This is a genomic window from Spirosoma endophyticum (assembly GCF_900112365.1).
GTDB lineage: Bacteria > Bacteroidota > Bacteroidia > Cytophagales > Spirosomataceae > Spirosoma > Spirosoma endophyticum.
Genome location: NZ_FOLQ01000018.1, coordinates 57,520 through 75,723, shown reverse-complemented (window position 1 = coordinate 75,723; position 18,204 = coordinate 57,520). Strand labels below are relative to the sequence as shown.

The 18,204-nt window shown below is 50.9% G+C and carries 9 protein-coding genes; 1 reads left to right on the top strand and 8 read right to left on the bottom strand.

Annotated features, from left to right (window positions below):
* Nucleotides 1-29: 29 nt before the first annotated feature.
* Both BM202_RS28185 and porU2 read right to left on the bottom strand, forming a co-directional pair.
* Nucleotides 30-1,124, bottom strand: coding sequence for an acyltransferase family protein (locus tag BM202_RS28185; protein ID WP_093832519.1), 1,095 nt, complete (start codon nucleotides 1,122-1,124; stop codon nucleotides 30-32).
* On the bottom strand, nucleotides 1,124-5,149 hold the full coding sequence (gene porU2 / locus BM202_RS28180) for a putative type IX secretion system sortase PorU2 (protein WP_093832517.1): 4,026 nt from the start codon (nucleotides 5,147-5,149) through the stop codon (nucleotides 1,124-1,126). The genes BM202_RS28185 and porU2 overlap by 1 nt, the downstream gene beginning before the upstream one ends.
* 949 nt (nucleotides 5,150-6,098) lie before the next feature.
* Between porU2 and BM202_RS28175 the strand changes: the two genes are divergently transcribed.
* Nucleotides 6,099-7,373 carry a hypothetical protein gene (locus BM202_RS28175; protein ID WP_245776811.1) on the top strand — a complete coding sequence of 425 codons (1,275 nt, stop codon included), beginning with the start codon at nucleotides 6,099-6,101 and terminating at the stop codon, nucleotides 7,371-7,373.
* Between the two features lie 93 nt (nucleotides 7,374-7,466).
* Here BM202_RS28175 and BM202_RS28170 read toward each other — a convergent pair whose 3' ends face one another.
* The 6 genes from BM202_RS28170 to BM202_RS28145 all read right to left on the bottom strand — a co-directional run bounded on the left by BM202_RS28170 (nucleotide 7,467) and on the right by BM202_RS28145 (nucleotide 18,141).
* Nucleotides 7,467-8,183, bottom strand: coding sequence for a LolA family protein (locus BM202_RS28170; protein ID WP_093832515.1), 717 nt, complete (start codon nucleotides 8,181-8,183; stop codon nucleotides 7,467-7,469).
* A gap of 76 nt (nucleotides 8,184-8,259) precedes the next feature.
* Nucleotides 8,260-10,824 carry a TonB-dependent receptor gene (locus BM202_RS28165; protein WP_093832513.1) on the bottom strand — a complete coding sequence of 855 codons (2,565 nt, stop codon included), beginning with the start codon at nucleotides 10,822-10,824 and terminating at the stop codon, nucleotides 8,260-8,262.
* 166 nt (nucleotides 10,825-10,990) lie between these two features.
* Nucleotides 10,991-12,628, bottom strand: a complete 1,638-nt coding sequence (locus BM202_RS28160) for a tannase/feruloyl esterase family alpha/beta hydrolase (RefSeq protein ID WP_093832511.1) — start codon at nucleotides 12,626-12,628, stop codon at nucleotides 10,991-10,993.
* A gap of 108 nt (nucleotides 12,629-12,736) precedes the next feature.
* Nucleotides 12,737-14,317: a class I adenylate-forming enzyme family protein gene (locus BM202_RS28155; RefSeq protein WP_245776810.1), complete on the bottom strand. Its 1,581-nt coding sequence runs from the start codon at nucleotides 14,315-14,317 to the stop codon at nucleotides 12,737-12,739.
* Between the two features lie 547 nt (nucleotides 14,318-14,864).
* The gene (locus tag BM202_RS28150) at nucleotides 14,865-15,839 is read right to left on the bottom strand and encodes a zinc-binding dehydrogenase (protein ID WP_093832509.1); all 975 of its coding nucleotides are present in this window, start codon (nucleotides 15,837-15,839) and stop codon (nucleotides 14,865-14,867) included.
* A 190-nt stretch (nucleotides 15,840-16,029) separates the two neighbouring features.
* Complete coding sequence (locus tag BM202_RS28145) at nucleotides 16,030-18,141, bottom strand: outer membrane protein assembly factor BamB family protein (RefSeq protein ID WP_093832507.1); 2,112 nt, start codon at nucleotides 18,139-18,141, stop codon at nucleotides 16,030-16,032.
* Nucleotides 18,142-18,204: the final 63 nt, after the last annotated feature.

Sequence of the window (18,204 nt, the reverse complement as noted above, 5' to 3'; positions counted from 1 at the left end):
AAAGAAATTAATAGTTCAACCCTCCTTCATTATCTACGCAGCAACCACCGTTGGCATGGCTTCTCAACCACTACGTATAAGCCATAGGCAATCAACACCAGAAGCCCGAAAAGCAACCAATTATTTGTTACGCCAAGTTTACGTAATCCGCTGGGTATTACGCCGATGTGAATGAGGTAAAATGCATAAGAACTGTGGCCTAGATGCTGAAAAATGGGTTGCGACAATATGAGATGAATAATGGAGTTTTCGCGAAGTAAGCCCATTAAAAACAGGCCAATACCAACGGGTAGAACGTAGTTATAGACAACGACTTCATTCCAAAATAAACTGGTTGGGTTGGCGATGAACATGGATACACTGGCTTGCCAGAACACACAAATAACGATCAGCAGCAAACTCCATAACGTAGCGTGCCCAGAGCTGGGAAGTCTATTTTGACGCCATTTTTGAGATAACCACATCCCGACTATAAACTCAAAGGCCCTGCCGAAAAAGGTATAAAACATCATAAACGGAAAGGGGCTAAATGAGCCGTGCCAGGCAAGTTGGCCGACGGTTGCCCAGAGTAGTAGCCCAATACCAACTAGCCCGATTGTCAGCCAGAAGGCGCCCCAGCGTCGGAGCAGGATGAATAGGAGCGGGGCTGACAGATAAAAACAGACCTCAACAGTCAGGCTCCAACTCTGGGCAATACCACTGAATTTATACTCGTTGAAAAAACCGCTCAACAACGTAACGTTCAAGCCAAATAGCGGCCAACTCACTGGTTTTCCAGTGGCGGTATTGACGCTAACTGTGCCAATAAGAATCAATGCATACAGTGGAAAAATCCGCGCGAACCGATTTTGTAAATATGTCCGCCATGACCAACTCGTCTGAGCTAAATAATCGTCAGCATAGCGATGATACATAAGAAAGCCACTCAGAACAAAAAACACTGATACACCAATGTAGCCATGGGTAAACAGCCGATTGGCGAAAGTATCGGGCGGGGCTGGGTTGTAGTGATGCAGGAAAACCAGGTAAGCAGCCACAGCCCGCACACCCGTTAGGGCGGGTACATAGTACCCTCGTTTAAGTCTGCCTGATAGTATTGAAAAAGATGAATGTTTGTTCAGCATCAGCGGATTAAAAGAATGCGGCCGTTGAGCTCACCTCGCAAACTATTAGCGACGGGCCAGGCGGTGCCGTCTGCGTCACTAAGTGTAAGTTTGTAGATGTAAATTCCGGCTGGAAGTGCATCGCCACCCTCCGTTCGGCCATTCCATTGCCACTCATTCAGACCAATGCGTCCCGACTGATGTAGCTGATGTACTACGTGCCCGCTCAGGTCCGTAAGGGTGAGTGTCAGCGTGCTGGGTGCTTGATTGCCCGTTAACTGAAAGGAAAACAATACGTTATCGCGGAACGGATTCGGGTAAACCGTCAGGTCTGTTAGCTTCCGTTCGTTCAGCACGCGAAAACTGACCTTATACGGTACAGCCTCGTTACCAACAGCGTCGCGGGCAGTTACTAACAACTGGTATGAGCCTTCTGGTAACATTGCCGACGGATAGCGCAGTCGAAATACATTATCGGCTCCCACTGGCTGAATTTTGGCAGTTCGCCAGCTTAATCGCTCAAAAATGGTATTCTTGCCGGGTCGCTGGAGATACAGATTCAGCCCTGCTGTATCGCGCCGGATAAGGGTACGGTTCTCATCCGCAACAACAATATCAATGAGTGGTTTCGCCGAAACAGTCGAACCGTCGGTAATGCGAGCACCGTCGAAAGCCACTTCGAGCAACGGCGCGAATGTATCAGGCTGCACCGGAATCAGCAGGTCAAGGGTATTGTTGAGGAATGAATATTCGGGTTGAACCCGTGGATTAACCGTTAGCACGAGTCGGTTAATGCCGGGCCATTTCTCGGTGGCAATACGGGTCGTAAATCGCAACGTATCACTGCCCGTTGGGGCCTTCACGTGCCAACGTGTTGTTTGCGGATTAACCAGACCCGCCGAGTAAATCGTTTGCTGGACAACCAGAGAATCCAGAAATGGGTACGGACTTAGATTCGTGAACTCAATCGGAAGGTTAACAATATCACCCTGTTGACTATCCGTAGGTAAGGGAGTTGCCAGTCGAATCTGACCTTCGGGTAAACCTGTGACGGTGTTGTTCGGCGCATAAATAAACGTACCCGTTGACCATGAGTCAGGATCGTTAGCTTTGTCAGCCAGCCGGACACGCCAATAATAGATCTTATTGGAAAGGTCAGGTAAAGTCGTTGGATAACTAATTGTGTTTGTGGCCGTGATACGTTGCGAAACCCTAAAAGGGCTATCAAAATGAGATGTACTATCGAGGTCAAGATCAAACGTGTGTAACCCGTTGCCAAGGTACAGAGCCATTAATCGAACCGTAGTCGTTTTGATCACACTGCCGGGAGCCGGATAAATCAGTACGGGCTTTTGCCCGGCAAGCGTTACGTCAACTGTTGCTACGTTATTGTCGTGATTGGTTTCACGACGTGTCGCAGGCGAATCGATGGGGTTGATCGTTACCTCAAACTGATTTTGGCCCTCACTATTTCCTTCGTTCGGGAAGGTCAACGTCAGTGTATCGAGGTTAGCGATGGCGTGCGGCAGGCTCGTATTGAACACAGCTGACTTCTGCCCGTTGACGGACCGGCGAACGCGAACCGGCAGTTGCCCCGACCAATATTGCCCGATATTCTGGACAATCGCCCGAATCTGAATTGAATCGCTCAGTGTAGTTAAGGGTTGTTGGTTGCTGGCCTGTACACTAAGCCCACCGGCCGTCAGTACGTAGTCGGGTGTTTTGAACGGAAATACATGTATAGCCGGATCGCCCTGCAAAACCATTTGTTGACAGTTGGCCAACGCCCGGCCATCGGGTGATTGACGTAGTACTCGCCGGATCGTTTCCTGCTGAAGCTGTCCTATGGATTTATAAAGCTGCGTACTGTCGGTCAGGAGGGCATAAAACGTAAGACTGTACTGATCCAGCACATCCGTATAGCCCAGATGGCTTTGGGCAATGGCCGCAATAGCACCCCGATCTGGGGCAAGTACCCAGTCCGTCGTGAGCGTTGGGCGACCGTAGAAGAAATTACCAATGGCGCAGCCGTTGATGAGTAGCAGCGGGTACTTGCCTTTATTGGCATAGCCCAGCGCGTCATTGGAGCAAAAGCCAATGTCCAGATCCGTTACGTCCAGGCCTGAGTGGCCGAAAAATGTCAGCAGACCAACGCCCGCATTGACTGGTTTTGCTACGTTAACCTGCTCGACCAGCGTATCGGTTTCTTTAGAAATGGTCGTTACCCGTGCCCCCAGGAATGGCTGTATGGCCTGATCCCGGTATGAGTCGAGCAGGTGCCGAAATAGACTGGCTTCGTACGGCGTTTCGCCCCCGCTCAAGTGCAGTAGAGTTTTGCGCCAGCTCAGGTCGGCGGTTGGGCGTTCGTATTCTTTTACTTTGTTCAGGTAATTGATAACCTCCTGAGGGGTTTCCGCATTGATACGTCCGGTTGGAATCGCCGGTACATTTGGTTCATTGTCGTCCAGCCCTTCCGTAAATACGATGTCAGAGCCAGGAAAACCGCCGGTCATGACCCTGTCCAGCGTGGCCTGATTCGAGTCACGCCGAATACCGGGCGTGCTGCGCCCCCGACCAATGAGGAGCAAGTATTGCAAGGAACCCTTGCCTTGCTGGCGCATTTGTCGGGCAAACCGACGTATGGCTAATGGATTTCGCTCACCGTAACTATACTGGTCGATCAGTTGCTGCATCGAAACCGTCAATGTATCATAGGAACCACCGACTGCCGACGCCCGATACGTAGCATACCCCCGAACGGCATTCGTTGTGCCATGGGCGGGTTTCATTAAATCGGCATGGCTGATAATCAGATACGTTGGCTTTCGGCTCGTCCAGTCTGTAAACGCTATGGGATGAATGCCCGGCACTATTTTGAACTGGCTCGCGCTTAGGATACACCGTGCCGTATCGGTTCCCTGCACAACAAGCCTTGCTGATTTTGCTGTTGGAGTTGTGATGCCGATTCGGATGGGGGCGTTTGAGTCTGAAATATCCCAGAAACGTGTGTTGGGCAACACGTCTGCTACGTCCACCAGCGATCGGTCCAAGGCGTTTGGTAGGAGCCGAAACTGGCGCATGGGTTGCCCATCATTGGTGATTTTCTGAGGATACCGCAGCCGGATATAGGACACTGAATAGGGGTCGGGCGTAGTGGAGTCGCCCCGCGATATAGTTGAGATCACGAGTTTATTGTCCTTTCCAATATCCTGCCAATTGGCATCCTGACGGATATGCGCGTTGTCATAATCTGAAAACCTGACCGTATCCAACAGTCGCTGGGAACTGGTTGTTGGGCCAGCCAGACACTCGACCCGATGGTTGGTGAACTCACGACCCACCAGCAGCACGTCCACTTGCGGCTTGGGGCCGATTGTGACAGGGTCCGTGAGTTGAAAAACGTTAGCATAAGGCTTGTCTTTCTGCTGCACCAAACCTGTATAGCCTTCGCCCACTTCGTAGTAGCTGTATTCAATTTTGGGTGGAATGCCCGCGGCCCAACCGGGGTACGTATCCGTAAACAAGCGTACTTCCTCGGCCCAATGATACGTTTCCGGAGTCAGGTTGGCATAGGCCGTATCAGTATACGTTTTCATACGCTTACCTGCTTTTCCATCGAGTCGCCATGTCAGGAAATAGGCTGTCGTGTCATTGAACAGACTGTAATACGTATGAGGTTGAGCCGTGTGCGGTTTGTACAACAACGAATCCTGCGCGCCGTCGTTTCCCCGACCGTAGAACTCCAGAAAGTCAGTGGAGTCGAATTGATGATCGATTTCGCCTTCCAGATAAACGGCCTGTTCAACGCCCCGATGAAATAACTGCACGGTCGTTGGATCGATCTGAGTGATGGGTATTCCTGCCTGTTGGAAATCAGTTGTTGTGATGCGGTAAAGACCATTTTGCGCAATCGGAATTTTGTAGTATGTCTGCGCATAGTTAATCCAGCGAGTCGGATCGGGGTCGTTTCTGTCAGACTGTGCCTGCGTGAGCAGCGAGTTGAAAACAAATAGAATAAGGAGTAGCCTGGAACGTGTGAGTGGCATAGGAACGTGCTAGGAATGTCGAAAGGGTAGACTTATGGTTGAGACGAATGAACGCTACTAATAGTCTCACCATCCGCGGCATGAAGATGAAATCCAGTCCATAGTACATCATTTAATAGGATAGGGATAAGGAGACTACCCAACAATACCTGTTGGAAATTCAGTAAGTAGCAACGTAGCGACTTGATGTGGTCGATGATGACAACCCAGAAATACGTAATGGATCGAGTAGTACTATTACTTAAACGTATAAGCCTTAGCGTTCAAAAAGCAGCGTATTCGGCCATTCGGCAGCTTGTTATAGGCTGACCAATCACTCGAAATTCTTGTGATTAATGCGATTTTTGACGCCAACCGGTAAAATAATTCTGTTGGTATTGGCGTCAATATTGAAGCCCGTAATCAGGGCCTAAGCCGGCTATTACGGATGGCGATGGCCTTTCATATTGTCCACAAAGACTGTATAGACAACTCAAATCGCTCTTTTCGAACGTATTGATAGCTTGTTCCAGAATCTCCTGAGCCATTATTTTCAAATACGCTTTCCAGACTATTGGCATTGTTGTCTGTAAACGGCCCTTTTTCGCGTCGTAGCCATTATTCTTAAAAAAATAATCTGAAAATTTTCAGTCATTGCCAGACGTGCTTGCTACAAACAAAAATTTATACTCTATAGATATCTAGGATTGATAATCAATGTGTTAGTGTGGTGATTTGATGGATGCCTTACTGTTCCAACGTCGTTTTACGTTTCCTTGCTTCGTTCAATAGGATGATTCCTTACATTTTTCCCTTCTTTATTAACCGTAAACAGGTGAAAATGCCAGGTAAGACATGGATAGTGCAAAATAATCTCTCTAAAATTTGTATATTCGCCTACACTTTATTGTAGCTGGATTCCTTTATCATGAATGCATGGATGCCACTCGGTCTTAGAAAACCCGAGCCGATGGATAGTTTTTATTTTTACCCTACTCAATACGTTAAAAAACAGGCGATTAAAGCTAATCTTGCCTTTGATGAGTCTGTGAAACAATATCTGCGTCATTGGATCGAACAAGGCACGGTGGCGAGCGATGGCCTGAGCCTTGCGGGCGAGCATGATATCGACGAGTTTGTAGAATATGGCGCGCTACGTTGCTTTTTCAAGCACCATGACAATGCGCTTGAACGCCTGCTTCAACAGGACGATATTGCTAATCACCTGCTCCGTCCCAGCACCGAGGTTTATTTTGAGCCAGATGCCTATGAGCCACTGCTGGCCAGGTTCGAAAGGCGCATCTACAACTTAGCTGCCCAGCGCGAACACCTTGAAGTGCCGTTTCGGTACAGCCCTGTTAGTCGACAAAGCGATTATGGTGACTCGGTTGGCCTGGCCGATATGCCTGCCGGTGCCGTCCGGGAAGATATCGGTCTTTATTTTGGTACCCGCCGGTCCGATACCACGGCGTTGAATTTGCTGGCCCGTCAGCTTCGTCGCGAAGCGTTATTTTCAACCGCCTTGCCAATTCACGTCGTGACGGAAGGATACATGGAGGATTCCCTGCGGATTGTCAGGCAAATGACGGAACAACTGCGGGAAGATGGTGATCAGATGCTTCACTGTTTTGTCATACAGCGACGCCACGCATTCGATGATCGTCATCTGGGAGCAGCACTTCTGCTTATGAACCCCCAGCAGCCTGATCTGCCACAACGCGTCATCTTCTGCGACACACTCAAACCGAACGGGAAGCCACCCTGGTGGAATAAATTTAAACGATACGTTGATACGGTGTTTCCTCAACCCGCTGATAGCCCTCCGGCTTCCGATCGACTGGAGGACGGGGGACTCAACCTCCAGCGTCTTCACGATGGTGTACCGGTTCGTCATCAGGATATCGACTGTGCTTTTTATACCGTCTCGATGGTCAACGCCCTCATCCAGATCGCCAAACTGTCGCCCGAACTACTGGTCAGCAGTTCTATTGAGGAGGTAGTCCGCCAGATGACGGCACGAATACCTGAATACTTTGAAGGGGCCAGCACGCCCAAAGCACCGGAGCATGTGCGTGAGGTTAACGTGGTTCGTCGATGGCAGACCGGACAGGAAGCATTAATTGATATCAGACGAAGTTACCAGTCGGAGTTGGCCCTGCCCGTTGTGACCTCGACCAAGTCGGATGGCCTGAATTGGGTATCTATCGATCAGGCTGTTTCTGGAATTGATCTGTCAGCTGCCTGAGTGTCCTCGTCCTGCCAGGCTTATTCACTTCCTGCTGAAAAACAAAAAAAGCCGCTCCATTCCGAGCGGCTTTTGATCGTATATTGATTACGCTTACTTTTTGGCAGGCTTCTTGAAAATAGTCTCATCGACTTTGGGGTTAACCGTAATTTTGGTGGTAACCATTGTCAAGGCTCCCTGAGGACTCGATATATCCAGCGTGTTCGCAAATGGGATACCGTCCACCGCTTTGTAATCGGAGAACGAAATTTCGCCCTCCTGGCCGTTCATAGTCGTTTTGACTTTACTGACCAGATTGGTCGTAGCGTCAATGTACTCATCCATTACCTGCCCGTCTTTGGTCGTCACTTTCAGGTGGTAAGCATCGGCTTTATCTACTTTCTCTTTCCCGACCAGCTCCACTTTATTTCCTTTGTCCTTGTAATTAACCAGGGCTCCAAATGGATCGAGCTGACCCATTTGCTGTTTGAGTTGATCCGCAGGCATTTCTTCGGGTTCACCCGTGCCCTGCATCATGGCGGGACGTATCATCCAGCCCGTGGTGCCGTCTACAACCTGAATCATGGAGTTACCCATGACGGACGACTCGGTACGCATGGCCTTTCCAACTAATATGGTCGTTTTAGTAGGAATTTCCATACCCTGTACGGAAAGAGATCGTTCGGTAACCAGGCTCGTTACGCCTTTCAGTTTATCCAGCCCGCCCATGGCCGTAACGTGTTTGTCGACGATCTCATCGACCGTTTGGGCGTAGGCACTGATCGAGGTTACAAAAGCGATTGCTGCAACTAAAAAGGTGTTTGTTTTCATTGTCCAGGTTTAATTTGGGGATGTTTTGATTCGCTTAAATGGCACATTGGTATTTGTACACGTATTACTGTCTTTCTTACTGCCGGGGTGTTCCACTGCCAGAGCTTCCGCCAGCCGCCGGAGCCTGACCATCACTTTTTACGTCGTCGTTATTGACCGATTTCGCCTTCTTACGAGGAGCGTCCATCGTCATCTTGCCAATCTTGTAGGTGAACGTCAGACGGATACCCCGGTTGTAAAGATACACATCATTCACCTGACTGAATAGCGGAGAGTTAAGCACGGTATGAATGTTAAATCGGTTCGAGAGGAAGTTCTCTGCGGCTAGTCCTACACTTCCCTTCTTGTTGGCAATATCTTTCTTAATACCTACCGTGTAGAACCCGAAACCGCCCTGCCGCCCCTGTAGTTGTACCTGCGAGCCTTGCAAGAAGCCGAAAGCCTGCGCCCCCCAGCCATTACTGAATTGCGCTGAGGCAAATGTACCTCCGCTAACATTAAAACCAGTGTTTGTTAGTGTTGTAGACAGGCCGTCCGACCCTGTTGTCTGGCCTGTAAGACTGGTATAGAACGTGTTCAGGAATACACCCACGTTAATTTTAGAGGTAACCGCCACATTCCCGAAAATGTTGGTGCCGTAGGTGTACTGACGGCCAATGTTCTGATACGTAGTGACAATAGCTCCCGCCAGCGTGTCGGATGGCCGACTTACCTGGGTGATGGCATTGTTGGTTACGCGGCCAAAGAAGGTCGCGTTGATAAAGGTTTTCTTGATCGTCTTGCTCAATCCCAACTCAAAGTTATTGGTTAGCTCAGGCCGCAGCGACGGATTCCCGATGGTGATATTCTGCGGGTTGGCCGCGTTGAAATTGGGATTCAACTGCTGAAGACCCGGCCGCTGAATGCGCCGGTTATAGCCCAGTTTGAACGTAGTGCCTTTGAAGGTTTTCGACGCATTGACACTCGGTACCAATACGCCATAGTTGCCAATACCCAGGGTGCCATCTTTCTCGGTGCTGGCGTCAATAAAGGTGTGCTCATAGCGCAAGCCTCCTTTGAACGTATAGCGCTGTTTCGTCGTGTATGTATAGGATGTGTAGCCCGCTGCAATGTTCTGGTGATAGAGCAACGCACCCTGGGTACCATTCTTTTCCGTCGTGAACTCACCCGTTGGGCCAGCCAGCAGGTACCGATAGTCACTATTGACCTGCCGGATAATCCCCTTGGCTCCAAACTCAAGCAACTGATTTTTCCTGATCGGTGTCTGGTAGTCGGTTTGCACCGTGAACTCCTGGTTGACGTTTTTATTCAGGTTCTGTTGACGGCCCGTCAAGGCATTGGACCCGTTGAGCAGGTCGGCATCGAAGTTGTTGGTCAGGTCATTACGGCTATAAAGCGTCGAAACGCTCCATTCCTGTTGCGGCTTGAACGTATGCAGATAATCTACGTTGGCATCTACCGTCCCCGATAAATTCTTGGTATCCACGTTCCGATTTGCTACGGAACCGGGGGTGCCGTTGGTAAACAGTTGCGTAACCAGATCCTGCTGGCTGAGCATGTTACGTACTCCGTACCGAACACCGGCCGTCAGGCTTTGGTTTTTGGCCAGGTCATAATCGAATCCCAGATTGTACTGACCAAACAGGAACGAACTATGGCCATCACCACTTTGGCGAGTCAATGTCGAAATCCCGTTCACCTGGCTGGTTTGGTCAAGATTGGTCTTGGTAATGGTGTTGTAACCGGCCCGGCCAAAGCCGCCTAGTGTAAAACCAGCTTTGCCTTTGCGGTAGTTACCATTGAGCGAAAGCGTCGATCCCCGGTTACCCACGCCCGAATCTACATTGAGATTCAGTCCCTGCAAACTGTTCTTTTTAGTGATAATGTTGATAATGCCACCCGACCCTTCGGCGTCATACTTGGCCGAGGGCGACGTAATGACTTCGACCGTTTTGATCTGGTCAGCCGGAATTTGCTTCAGCGCGTCAGCCACGCTGCTGGCCACAATGGTGCTGGGCTTGTTGTTGATCAGCACCCGAATGTTGGAACTTCCCCGCAAGGAAACGTTGCCGTCCAGATCGACCGTGAGCAGGGGCACTTTGCGTAAAATATCGGTGGCGTCACCCCCTTTCGCCGTAATGTCTTTATCGGCATTGTAAACCAGTCGGTCTACTTTTTCCTCGATCAGTGCCGCCTGCCCCGTTACGGTCACTTCAGCGAGCGTTTTAATGCTGGAGCTGAGTTTAATGACGCCCAGATCAAGGCTTTGGCCATTGGCCAGGGTAAGGTTATCGATCGTTTTGTTCTGGAAGCCAACGAAGGTAATCAGTGCCCGATACTCACCGGCAACCAGTTTCGTAAGGGAAAATTTACCTTTTTCATCGGCAACGGTGCCGTCTATGGCCTTTCCTGTTGCTTTATTGTATAGCGCAATGCTGGCAAATTCAACGGCTTTCGCCTGGGTCGAATCCTGCACGTAACCTATGATTTTGGCGTTTCCTTTTGGGCTCTGGTCACCGGCGGTACCGGGCAGCGCCTTGGTTTGAGTAGCACCACCCATCCCCGGAAATTGAGCCCAGGCGGGCGTTAGTAAAGTGGCAGCGAATAATGTAGTGGCAACAAGTAAAACGTTCGTTTTCATGGAAATGTGCTTGGACACTACAAAGGTGTACAGTCGCTCTGACGTCCGAAAACGAAACTGGATAAAGACCGGATTCCACCGGATGGGTATCGGTTTATTGACGACGAACGGCTTGCAATCGGCTGGGTTTATACGTAAAACACGTGACAGACTTCGAACAAACGGGTCACTTCAGGTATTTCTTCGCAGGGTTTACCACCGCTCGTTTGGTATAGGTGGCACTTTGATAACTAGCCGGAGAAGTGGGGTCGCCACGGGTGTATGCAGGAAGCTTGGGATATGGATAGATGGGCCTTTGGAGCCGGACCCTATTCGTGGGGATACCCCCCGTATACGCCGTCGCAATAAGTTTATCGGGCGGGGTGCCTTTTTCAACCCAATTGATGAGGGCGGTTAATACGTCATGGTCACTGTCTTGTGGAACGGTGAGCGCCAGATTCTGCCCACAGTCATTCAAGCCCGGTCCCCCGCCACAATGCGCCATGCCCGGTATCAGGAAGAAACGGAAAAAAGCTTCTGTTTTCTTTAGACCTCCCTGGGCGTCAATTACCCGTTCATAATACGTAACCGCATCCTGATACGGGACGAGTGGATCGGCCGTACCTGAATACATCAAAATTTTCCCACCCCGTTTCTTCAGGGGTTCCAGATCGGGATTGTTCGCATTGAGGATTGGAGCCAGTACAGAATCCATCTTGTCCTGATCACGATCAAAATCGAACGTAGTGTAATCGAAATCAGCCCCGAATACCCATTTATACTGATAAAAAAGTGAAGGCGGTGCCTGGTTGGGGTTTTGCTGATACTCGATCCCCGCCCCCGAATTTTCACTGCCGAGTGGAATAGGTGTATAAATACGTTCGCCCGTTCGCGGATTGACGGGTCCGGCATAGATTTGCTTCAACGCCGTCAATTGAGCGGGGGTGAGGCACGTACCCTCGTCAGTGCCGGCTGGGCATCTAGGAAGTGTTTCCGGGTCGAATTGGCAGGCTCGGGGATCGGTCAGGAAATTGTCGCCGGGTGCCCCGCCGTCCTTACCGGCACAGGCATTGATCACGGCATTGGTAATGAATGCTATCTTTTCCTTCGAGAACGTACTGCCCGGTATCTGATTGGTTACCTTATAGTTCCAGACGAATCCCGTGTGCAGGTGGGTTCGATTGTTCGCTGGTGCTCCGGCCAGAATTCCGTTGTAATCATCCGGGTACCGTTGTGCTTCCATCAACGCTTGCTGCCCACCGGTCGAACACCCTGCGAAGTAGGCATGGTGAAACGGCTTTTTGTAGTAGGCCTGGGTGATTGCCTTGGCCGTCGCCGTCATCTCGTGCGTAGCCCGATGCCCAAAATCTACCCAGCGTTCGGGATGACCAACGGCCTCATTGGCATTCGACGAGGTTCCCATATCGGTGTTGGTCGTGGCAAATCCGCGCTTTAGTCCATTGGCCAGCGCTCCGTATGAAATGCTTCCCGCTCCCCCACCCGTGCCGGTCCCTAGAAATCGTTCGTTCCAGTTGGTTTTCGGCAGCCATACCTCAATCCGAATGTTGGACTCAGGCGTGGGTTTCAACGTAGCAGCCACCCGGCAAAAGGCGGGCAAACCCGTAATTGACTGACCACCGCCCGGCGGAGTAAACGTTCCCGCCGGTACACATTCCGCCGTGGTGATGGTTGCTCCCGCAAACGTCCCTTTTGCCAGTTCCTGACAATGACAATCGCCGTCACTAGCGCTGCTTTGGGCGTTCAGGGGATTGCTACGTAGCAGAAAAAGAAAAATTACCAGGAAGGCGGGGTTTTTATAAACCATGTGGATTGTTAGGTATAAATTATAGGAAGGCTTTGAGTTATGCCCTCTACCCCTAAATCCCCTGAAGGGGACTTTGTCTACATATGAACAAAGTCCCCTTCAGGGGATTTAGGGGTAATTTGACGGTTTTTTCAACTGTTCAAAATACAATTCCCGCAATTCATTTTTCAAAATCTTTCCCGCTACGTTCTTTGGAAATTCGTCGACCAGCATCACCGCCGTAATCTTCTGATACCGGGCTTCTATGGTGGTATTTGTCCAGTTTCTTAATTCATCCACAGTAGCTTCCGCGGTTAATCGGACGGCGGCCACGGGTGTCTCACCCCAATCGTCGTGGGGTATGCCAAATACTGCGACCTCCGCAACGGCCGGATGACGAATAATTACCTCTTCAATATCTTTAGGATAAACATTCACTCCACCCGAAATAATCAGGTCTTTCTTCCGACCCGCCAGGAACAGATACCCATCTTCGTCAACATAGCCCAGATCGCCTGTATACAGCCAGCCGTTACGTAGTGCCTCAACGGTTTGCACTGGTTTTTTATAGTACCCCGATGTCATAAACGGTGCCCGGCCAATGATTTCGCCCACCTCACCAGCCGGAAGTTCCTGGCCATCGTCGTTCACGATTTTCATCTCCGAAAACCAGATAGGGCGCCCGACAGAACCGGTTTTCTGGGCCGAAACGGTTTTGTCCAGCACCGTAATGAAGCCTTCCGTAAGCCCATACAATTCGTAGAACGTATCCGGAAATCGCCGGATCAATTCTTCTTTCTGCTCGCTCAACAGGGGTGACCCCACTGACAGAATGTATTCAATCGTTGGCAATGTGTTGATGGTGAATTCGGGATACTGCAGGCACGCTGTTAGCTGGGTGGGAACCAGAATCGTGTGCGTAACTTCCTCGCTGGCCAGCGTACGGAGTACGGGCTGAACGGAGAATTCTTTCAGCAATACGTAAGTGCAGCCGATAAACATGGCGGGCATAAATGTTAGCATAGCGCCGTTGAAGACGATGGAACCGGAGTGCATAATCACGCTTTCGGGTCGAATGCGGTAAGCATTGGCAAACAGCGATCCATACATGGCTCGAACGAAGTGGGAGTGCATAATCCCCTTGGGTAAGCCGGTTGTCCCGCTACTGTACATGATATTGTACAAGTCCTCGCTGACGAGGTCCGGCGCAGGAGGTTCGGTATCTGAAGCCGCCTGCCATAATACTGAATACGATTGCCAGCCCGGCTGCTCTCCGTCGGTAAGCCAGTAATTGGCCGTGGGAATGAGAAAATCGCTACGTACCCCATCGAGAAATGGCGCGTGGGCCATATCGGTCAGGACCAAACCGGAGTCGGCATCATTGAGCAGATTGACCAGACCCCGGCCCCGCACCATCGGACTCATGGGTACCAGTACGGCCCCCAGCTTGGCAACGGCCCAGAACGTTTCGTACAGTTCGCGGCTGTTGGGCAGCACCGTTGCTACTTTGTCACCTTTCCCGATACCCGCAGCCGCCAGTGCATTCGCCATCCGGTTAACACTCCGGTTCAGTTCGGCAAACGTAAGTCGGGTATCACCAAAGACGAAGGCCAGGTGGTTGGGGCGGAACCGGGCATGTTGCGTGAGCCAATGGTTAATCGTAAGCGGATACATGTATGTGTTCTTATTGACCAGTAAGGATTCGTTCATTAGAGGAAACCTGGCTTGGCTACCACCTCTGAAACCTACTCATGGCAATCATCTAAAGAATAAACGAGCGCCTATATTACTCATAAGCCAACTATAGACAACACTGCCCGGTACGCGCGTATCCGTTCTGGGACGAACGTTGTCCATATGCAGGCAGGAAGAGTGACCTTATCGAGTATGGAGCGGGTGCTCTGACTATTGCCCTGCTGACGGTTAGTTATCAACGTATAAAAGCTGCGTTGCTGGATCTGGTGAGGAGCTTGTGCTTTGAGCGAAATTCGATAGCTAGTAAAACAGTAAGCACCGTGACAGTCACGGTGCTTATTGTATGCTAACGTCATGGTTGGGAAGAGAACGATAACCGTCTAGCGTTCGTCGGCTGTCATTTACTGCCAATTCTAACCTGTATGTGACCGTTTCGGCTTAGCTAGTCAAGGAGATGTAGGCTAAGTGGCCCGCCAACGATAAACTAGAGCTGGACAATCGCTGCCTGATTGGGTGGCAGTTGTTTTTTGATGGGGAATCAACAAGATGGGAACACCATTCTTTATAGAGTAGCCACTATTTTTCCTGTTACGTGACCTTCCTTCAATTCCTCTAAACCCAACCCTATGTCAGTCCAGTTGATGACTTTAGTGACCTGGGGAATTACTTTCCCCTGATCGACCAGATCAAGTAAATTACGCATCGACGCTCCCAGAAAATGAGCCTGTTGCGCTACGATTCCGTAGGTATAGACCGCTCCCAATGCGTAAGCGTGAAACGATAATGATCGGCTGCTGTAATTTTTGGGTAGTGGAGGAACGTCGACGATGGAAACCAACTGACCACTATAGGGTAACCAGGAAAATACGTCAGGATTGGCTCTATGGCCTACCGTATCGAAAATGGCATCAATGCCTTGCCCATTCGTTACCGTATTGATTTCTGCCGCAACATCATCAGTCGTGTAATCAATGGCATGAGAAGCACCTAGCTCCTTTACGTACGTCAGATTGACGGCGGACGTAGTGGCTAGTACGGCCAGTCCCGCTAGCCTCGCTAATTGAACGGCCAGGCTGCCGACACCACCTGAGCCGCCTAAAATCAGCAGTTTCTTCCCCGGTTCAAGATGCAGTTTTTCCAGCGCGTGCATAGCTGTCAGGCCAGAGCAGGGGAGGGAAGCGGCTTCTTCAAACGAGATGGCCGCTGGAATCAGGGCCAGGGCCAGGGTCGACGCAATAGCGTACTCAGCAAATACGCCTGGCTTTGTCAGGTTAGCGTGAAAGGCAACCCGATCCCCCGGTTTCCATTGGGTAACATCCTGGCCAACAGTATCAATGATGCCAGCCGCATCTAATCCCGGAATGTGTGGGTAGGTCCAGGCAGGATGGCCGCCACCGATTAGTTTGTAGTCTGCCGGGTTGAGGCTTACGGCCTTTATATTGACTCGAACTTCCAAATTTCCGGGTTGGGGGAGCGGGGCATCGGCAAGAGTCAACGTCTGTGGACTACCCGGACGATCAATAGTTAACGCGTTCATGAACTTGGATGGATTAGTACCTAGCGCAGGAATCAGGCTATTCCATTGACAGGTAACGAGGGGTTAGCTTTACTTTAAGACTTTTGCACAGCTATGCGAAAGTCTTAAAGTAAAGCTAATTTCTGCTAATCATGTTTCACTCGAACACAAATACTATAACCAGGTATTGAACGATGGGTTGACAGATCGATTATGGCAAAGCAAACGCTACGTATTGATTGCCTTTTTTGGTGCCGAGTTTCGTGCCGCCACACGCGATCACTACGTATTGTTTGCCGTTCACCTGATACGTACTGGGCGTGGCGAAACCAGCAGCCGGCAGCTCCGTTTCCCAGATCACTTTTCCCGATTTCTTGTCGAAAGCCCGGAACATGCCATCTTTCGTGGCGGCAATAAACAGGAGACCACTGGCCGTAACGACAGGGCCACCGTAGTTTTCTGAACCTGTGGTCGATATACCTTTGTCTTTCAGGGATTTTTCTTCACCAAACGGTATTTTCCAGAGGTACTCGCCCGTGTTGAGGTTGATGGCGTTGAGCGTACCCCAGGGTGGTCCGATGGCGGGTAAGCCTTTGCTATCCAGGAACTTGTTGTAGCCCGTGATGCGGTAAGGGACATAAGGCTGCTTGACCGTTTTAGCACTCGCCGTAACTTCCTTTTTTTCTTCGCCAAACAGAAATGCCACCAGTGCCTGCTTTTCGTCGGCGGACAACGTAGTGAAACCGGGCATCATGCCTTTGCCATTGCTAATGGTTTGCGTCACGAACGCCTTGTCGCGACGGGTCTCGATGTTCACCAGCGATGGATAACCACTGCGGGCGTTGCCTTTCCGGTCGGCACCGTGGCAGGCAATGCAGTTAACGGTATACAATTTCTCGCCCGGACTCAGATGCGCCAGCTCATCCTGCTTGGGGGTATCCACCATCGTGAGCACCCAGGCCATTTCGTTGCTATTTACATACATGATACCGCCCGGATCAACGGCTGAACCACCCCATTCAGCGCCCCCATCGAAGCCGGGTAAAATCAACGTACCGGCTTTGCTGGGGGCTGCAAATCGTTCTTTGTGATACTGCCGGAAACGGGCGACCAGCGTATCGCGGTTTTCAGCATACGGACTAACATCTTTTTCCGTGAGGGTATAGGCCTGTCGTGCGAAGGGTGCCGGGCGGCTTGGCAGTGGTTGCGTGGGCCAGGCTTTCTCCGTGGGTAACTCCGAAGCCGGTGCGGGCACTTCGCTGATCGGGAACAGTGGCTGTCCGGTTACCCGGTTGAATACGAACACATAGCCGCTTTTGGTCACCTGGGCCACGGCGTCAATAGCCTTCCCGTTCTGCCGCAGCGTAATCAGGTTTGGAGGGGCCGGTAAATCCCGATCCCACAGGTCGTGGTGAAATAGCTGATAATGCCAGATGCGTTTGCCGGTTTTGGCGTCAATGGCCAGCAGGCAGTTGGCGAACAGGTTGGAACCGTGTCGATTACCGCCATAAAAATCAAAGGCAGCTGAGCCCGTCGGTACGTAGAGAATACCCCGTTTGCGGTCGATGGACATACCGGCCCAGTTGTTGGCCCCGCCGAGGTACTTATTTTCGTAAGCGTCTTTTGGCCATGTTTCGTAGCCAACTTCACCGGGATGCGGAATCGTATGGAACGACCAAACGAGTTTCCCTGTACGCACGTTGAACGCCCGGAGGTCGCCCGGCGCAGCATCGGCTCCTTCCGACAGACGTAGTGGCATGATAATCAGGTCGCCGAAAATGGTGCCGGGTGTATTGGAGATCACGAATTTATCTTTCGCGATGGCGGGCAAGCCCGTGTGCAGATCCACTTTTCCGTTGTCGCCGAAGGAGGGAATGGGCTTGCCCGTTTTCGCGTCCAGCGCGTATAAATTGGAGCCGATGGTATGGAGAACGCGTTTGTCGTTGCCATCACTCCAGTACGCTACGCCCCGGCTGGTGCTGGCAAAATTCTTCTCCGGATCGCCAAATAGCCAAAGCTGTTTTCCGGTGGCCGCTTCCAGCGCAAATGCCCGAACGGCAGACGTGACACCGTATAAAACGCCATCCACGATAATCGGATTCACCTGCATTTGTCCCGTATCCGGTGCCGAATAGGACCAGGCTACCTTCAGGTTTTTTACGTTCCCGGGCGTAATTTGGGTGAGTGGCGAGTAGTGGTTCCGGTCGGGCCCTCCCAGGTATTCGGTCCATTCGGTGCCTGGTTTTGGCTCGTCGGTACGTAGCCAGGCTGTGGTGAGTAAACTGCCAATCAGAAGAATTCCGGGAATATAAAAGCGTTTCATCGAGTGGGTCAGGAAGTTACGTATCAGGTAATGGGGAGTTATTTATTGTCCACGGAGCGGGCC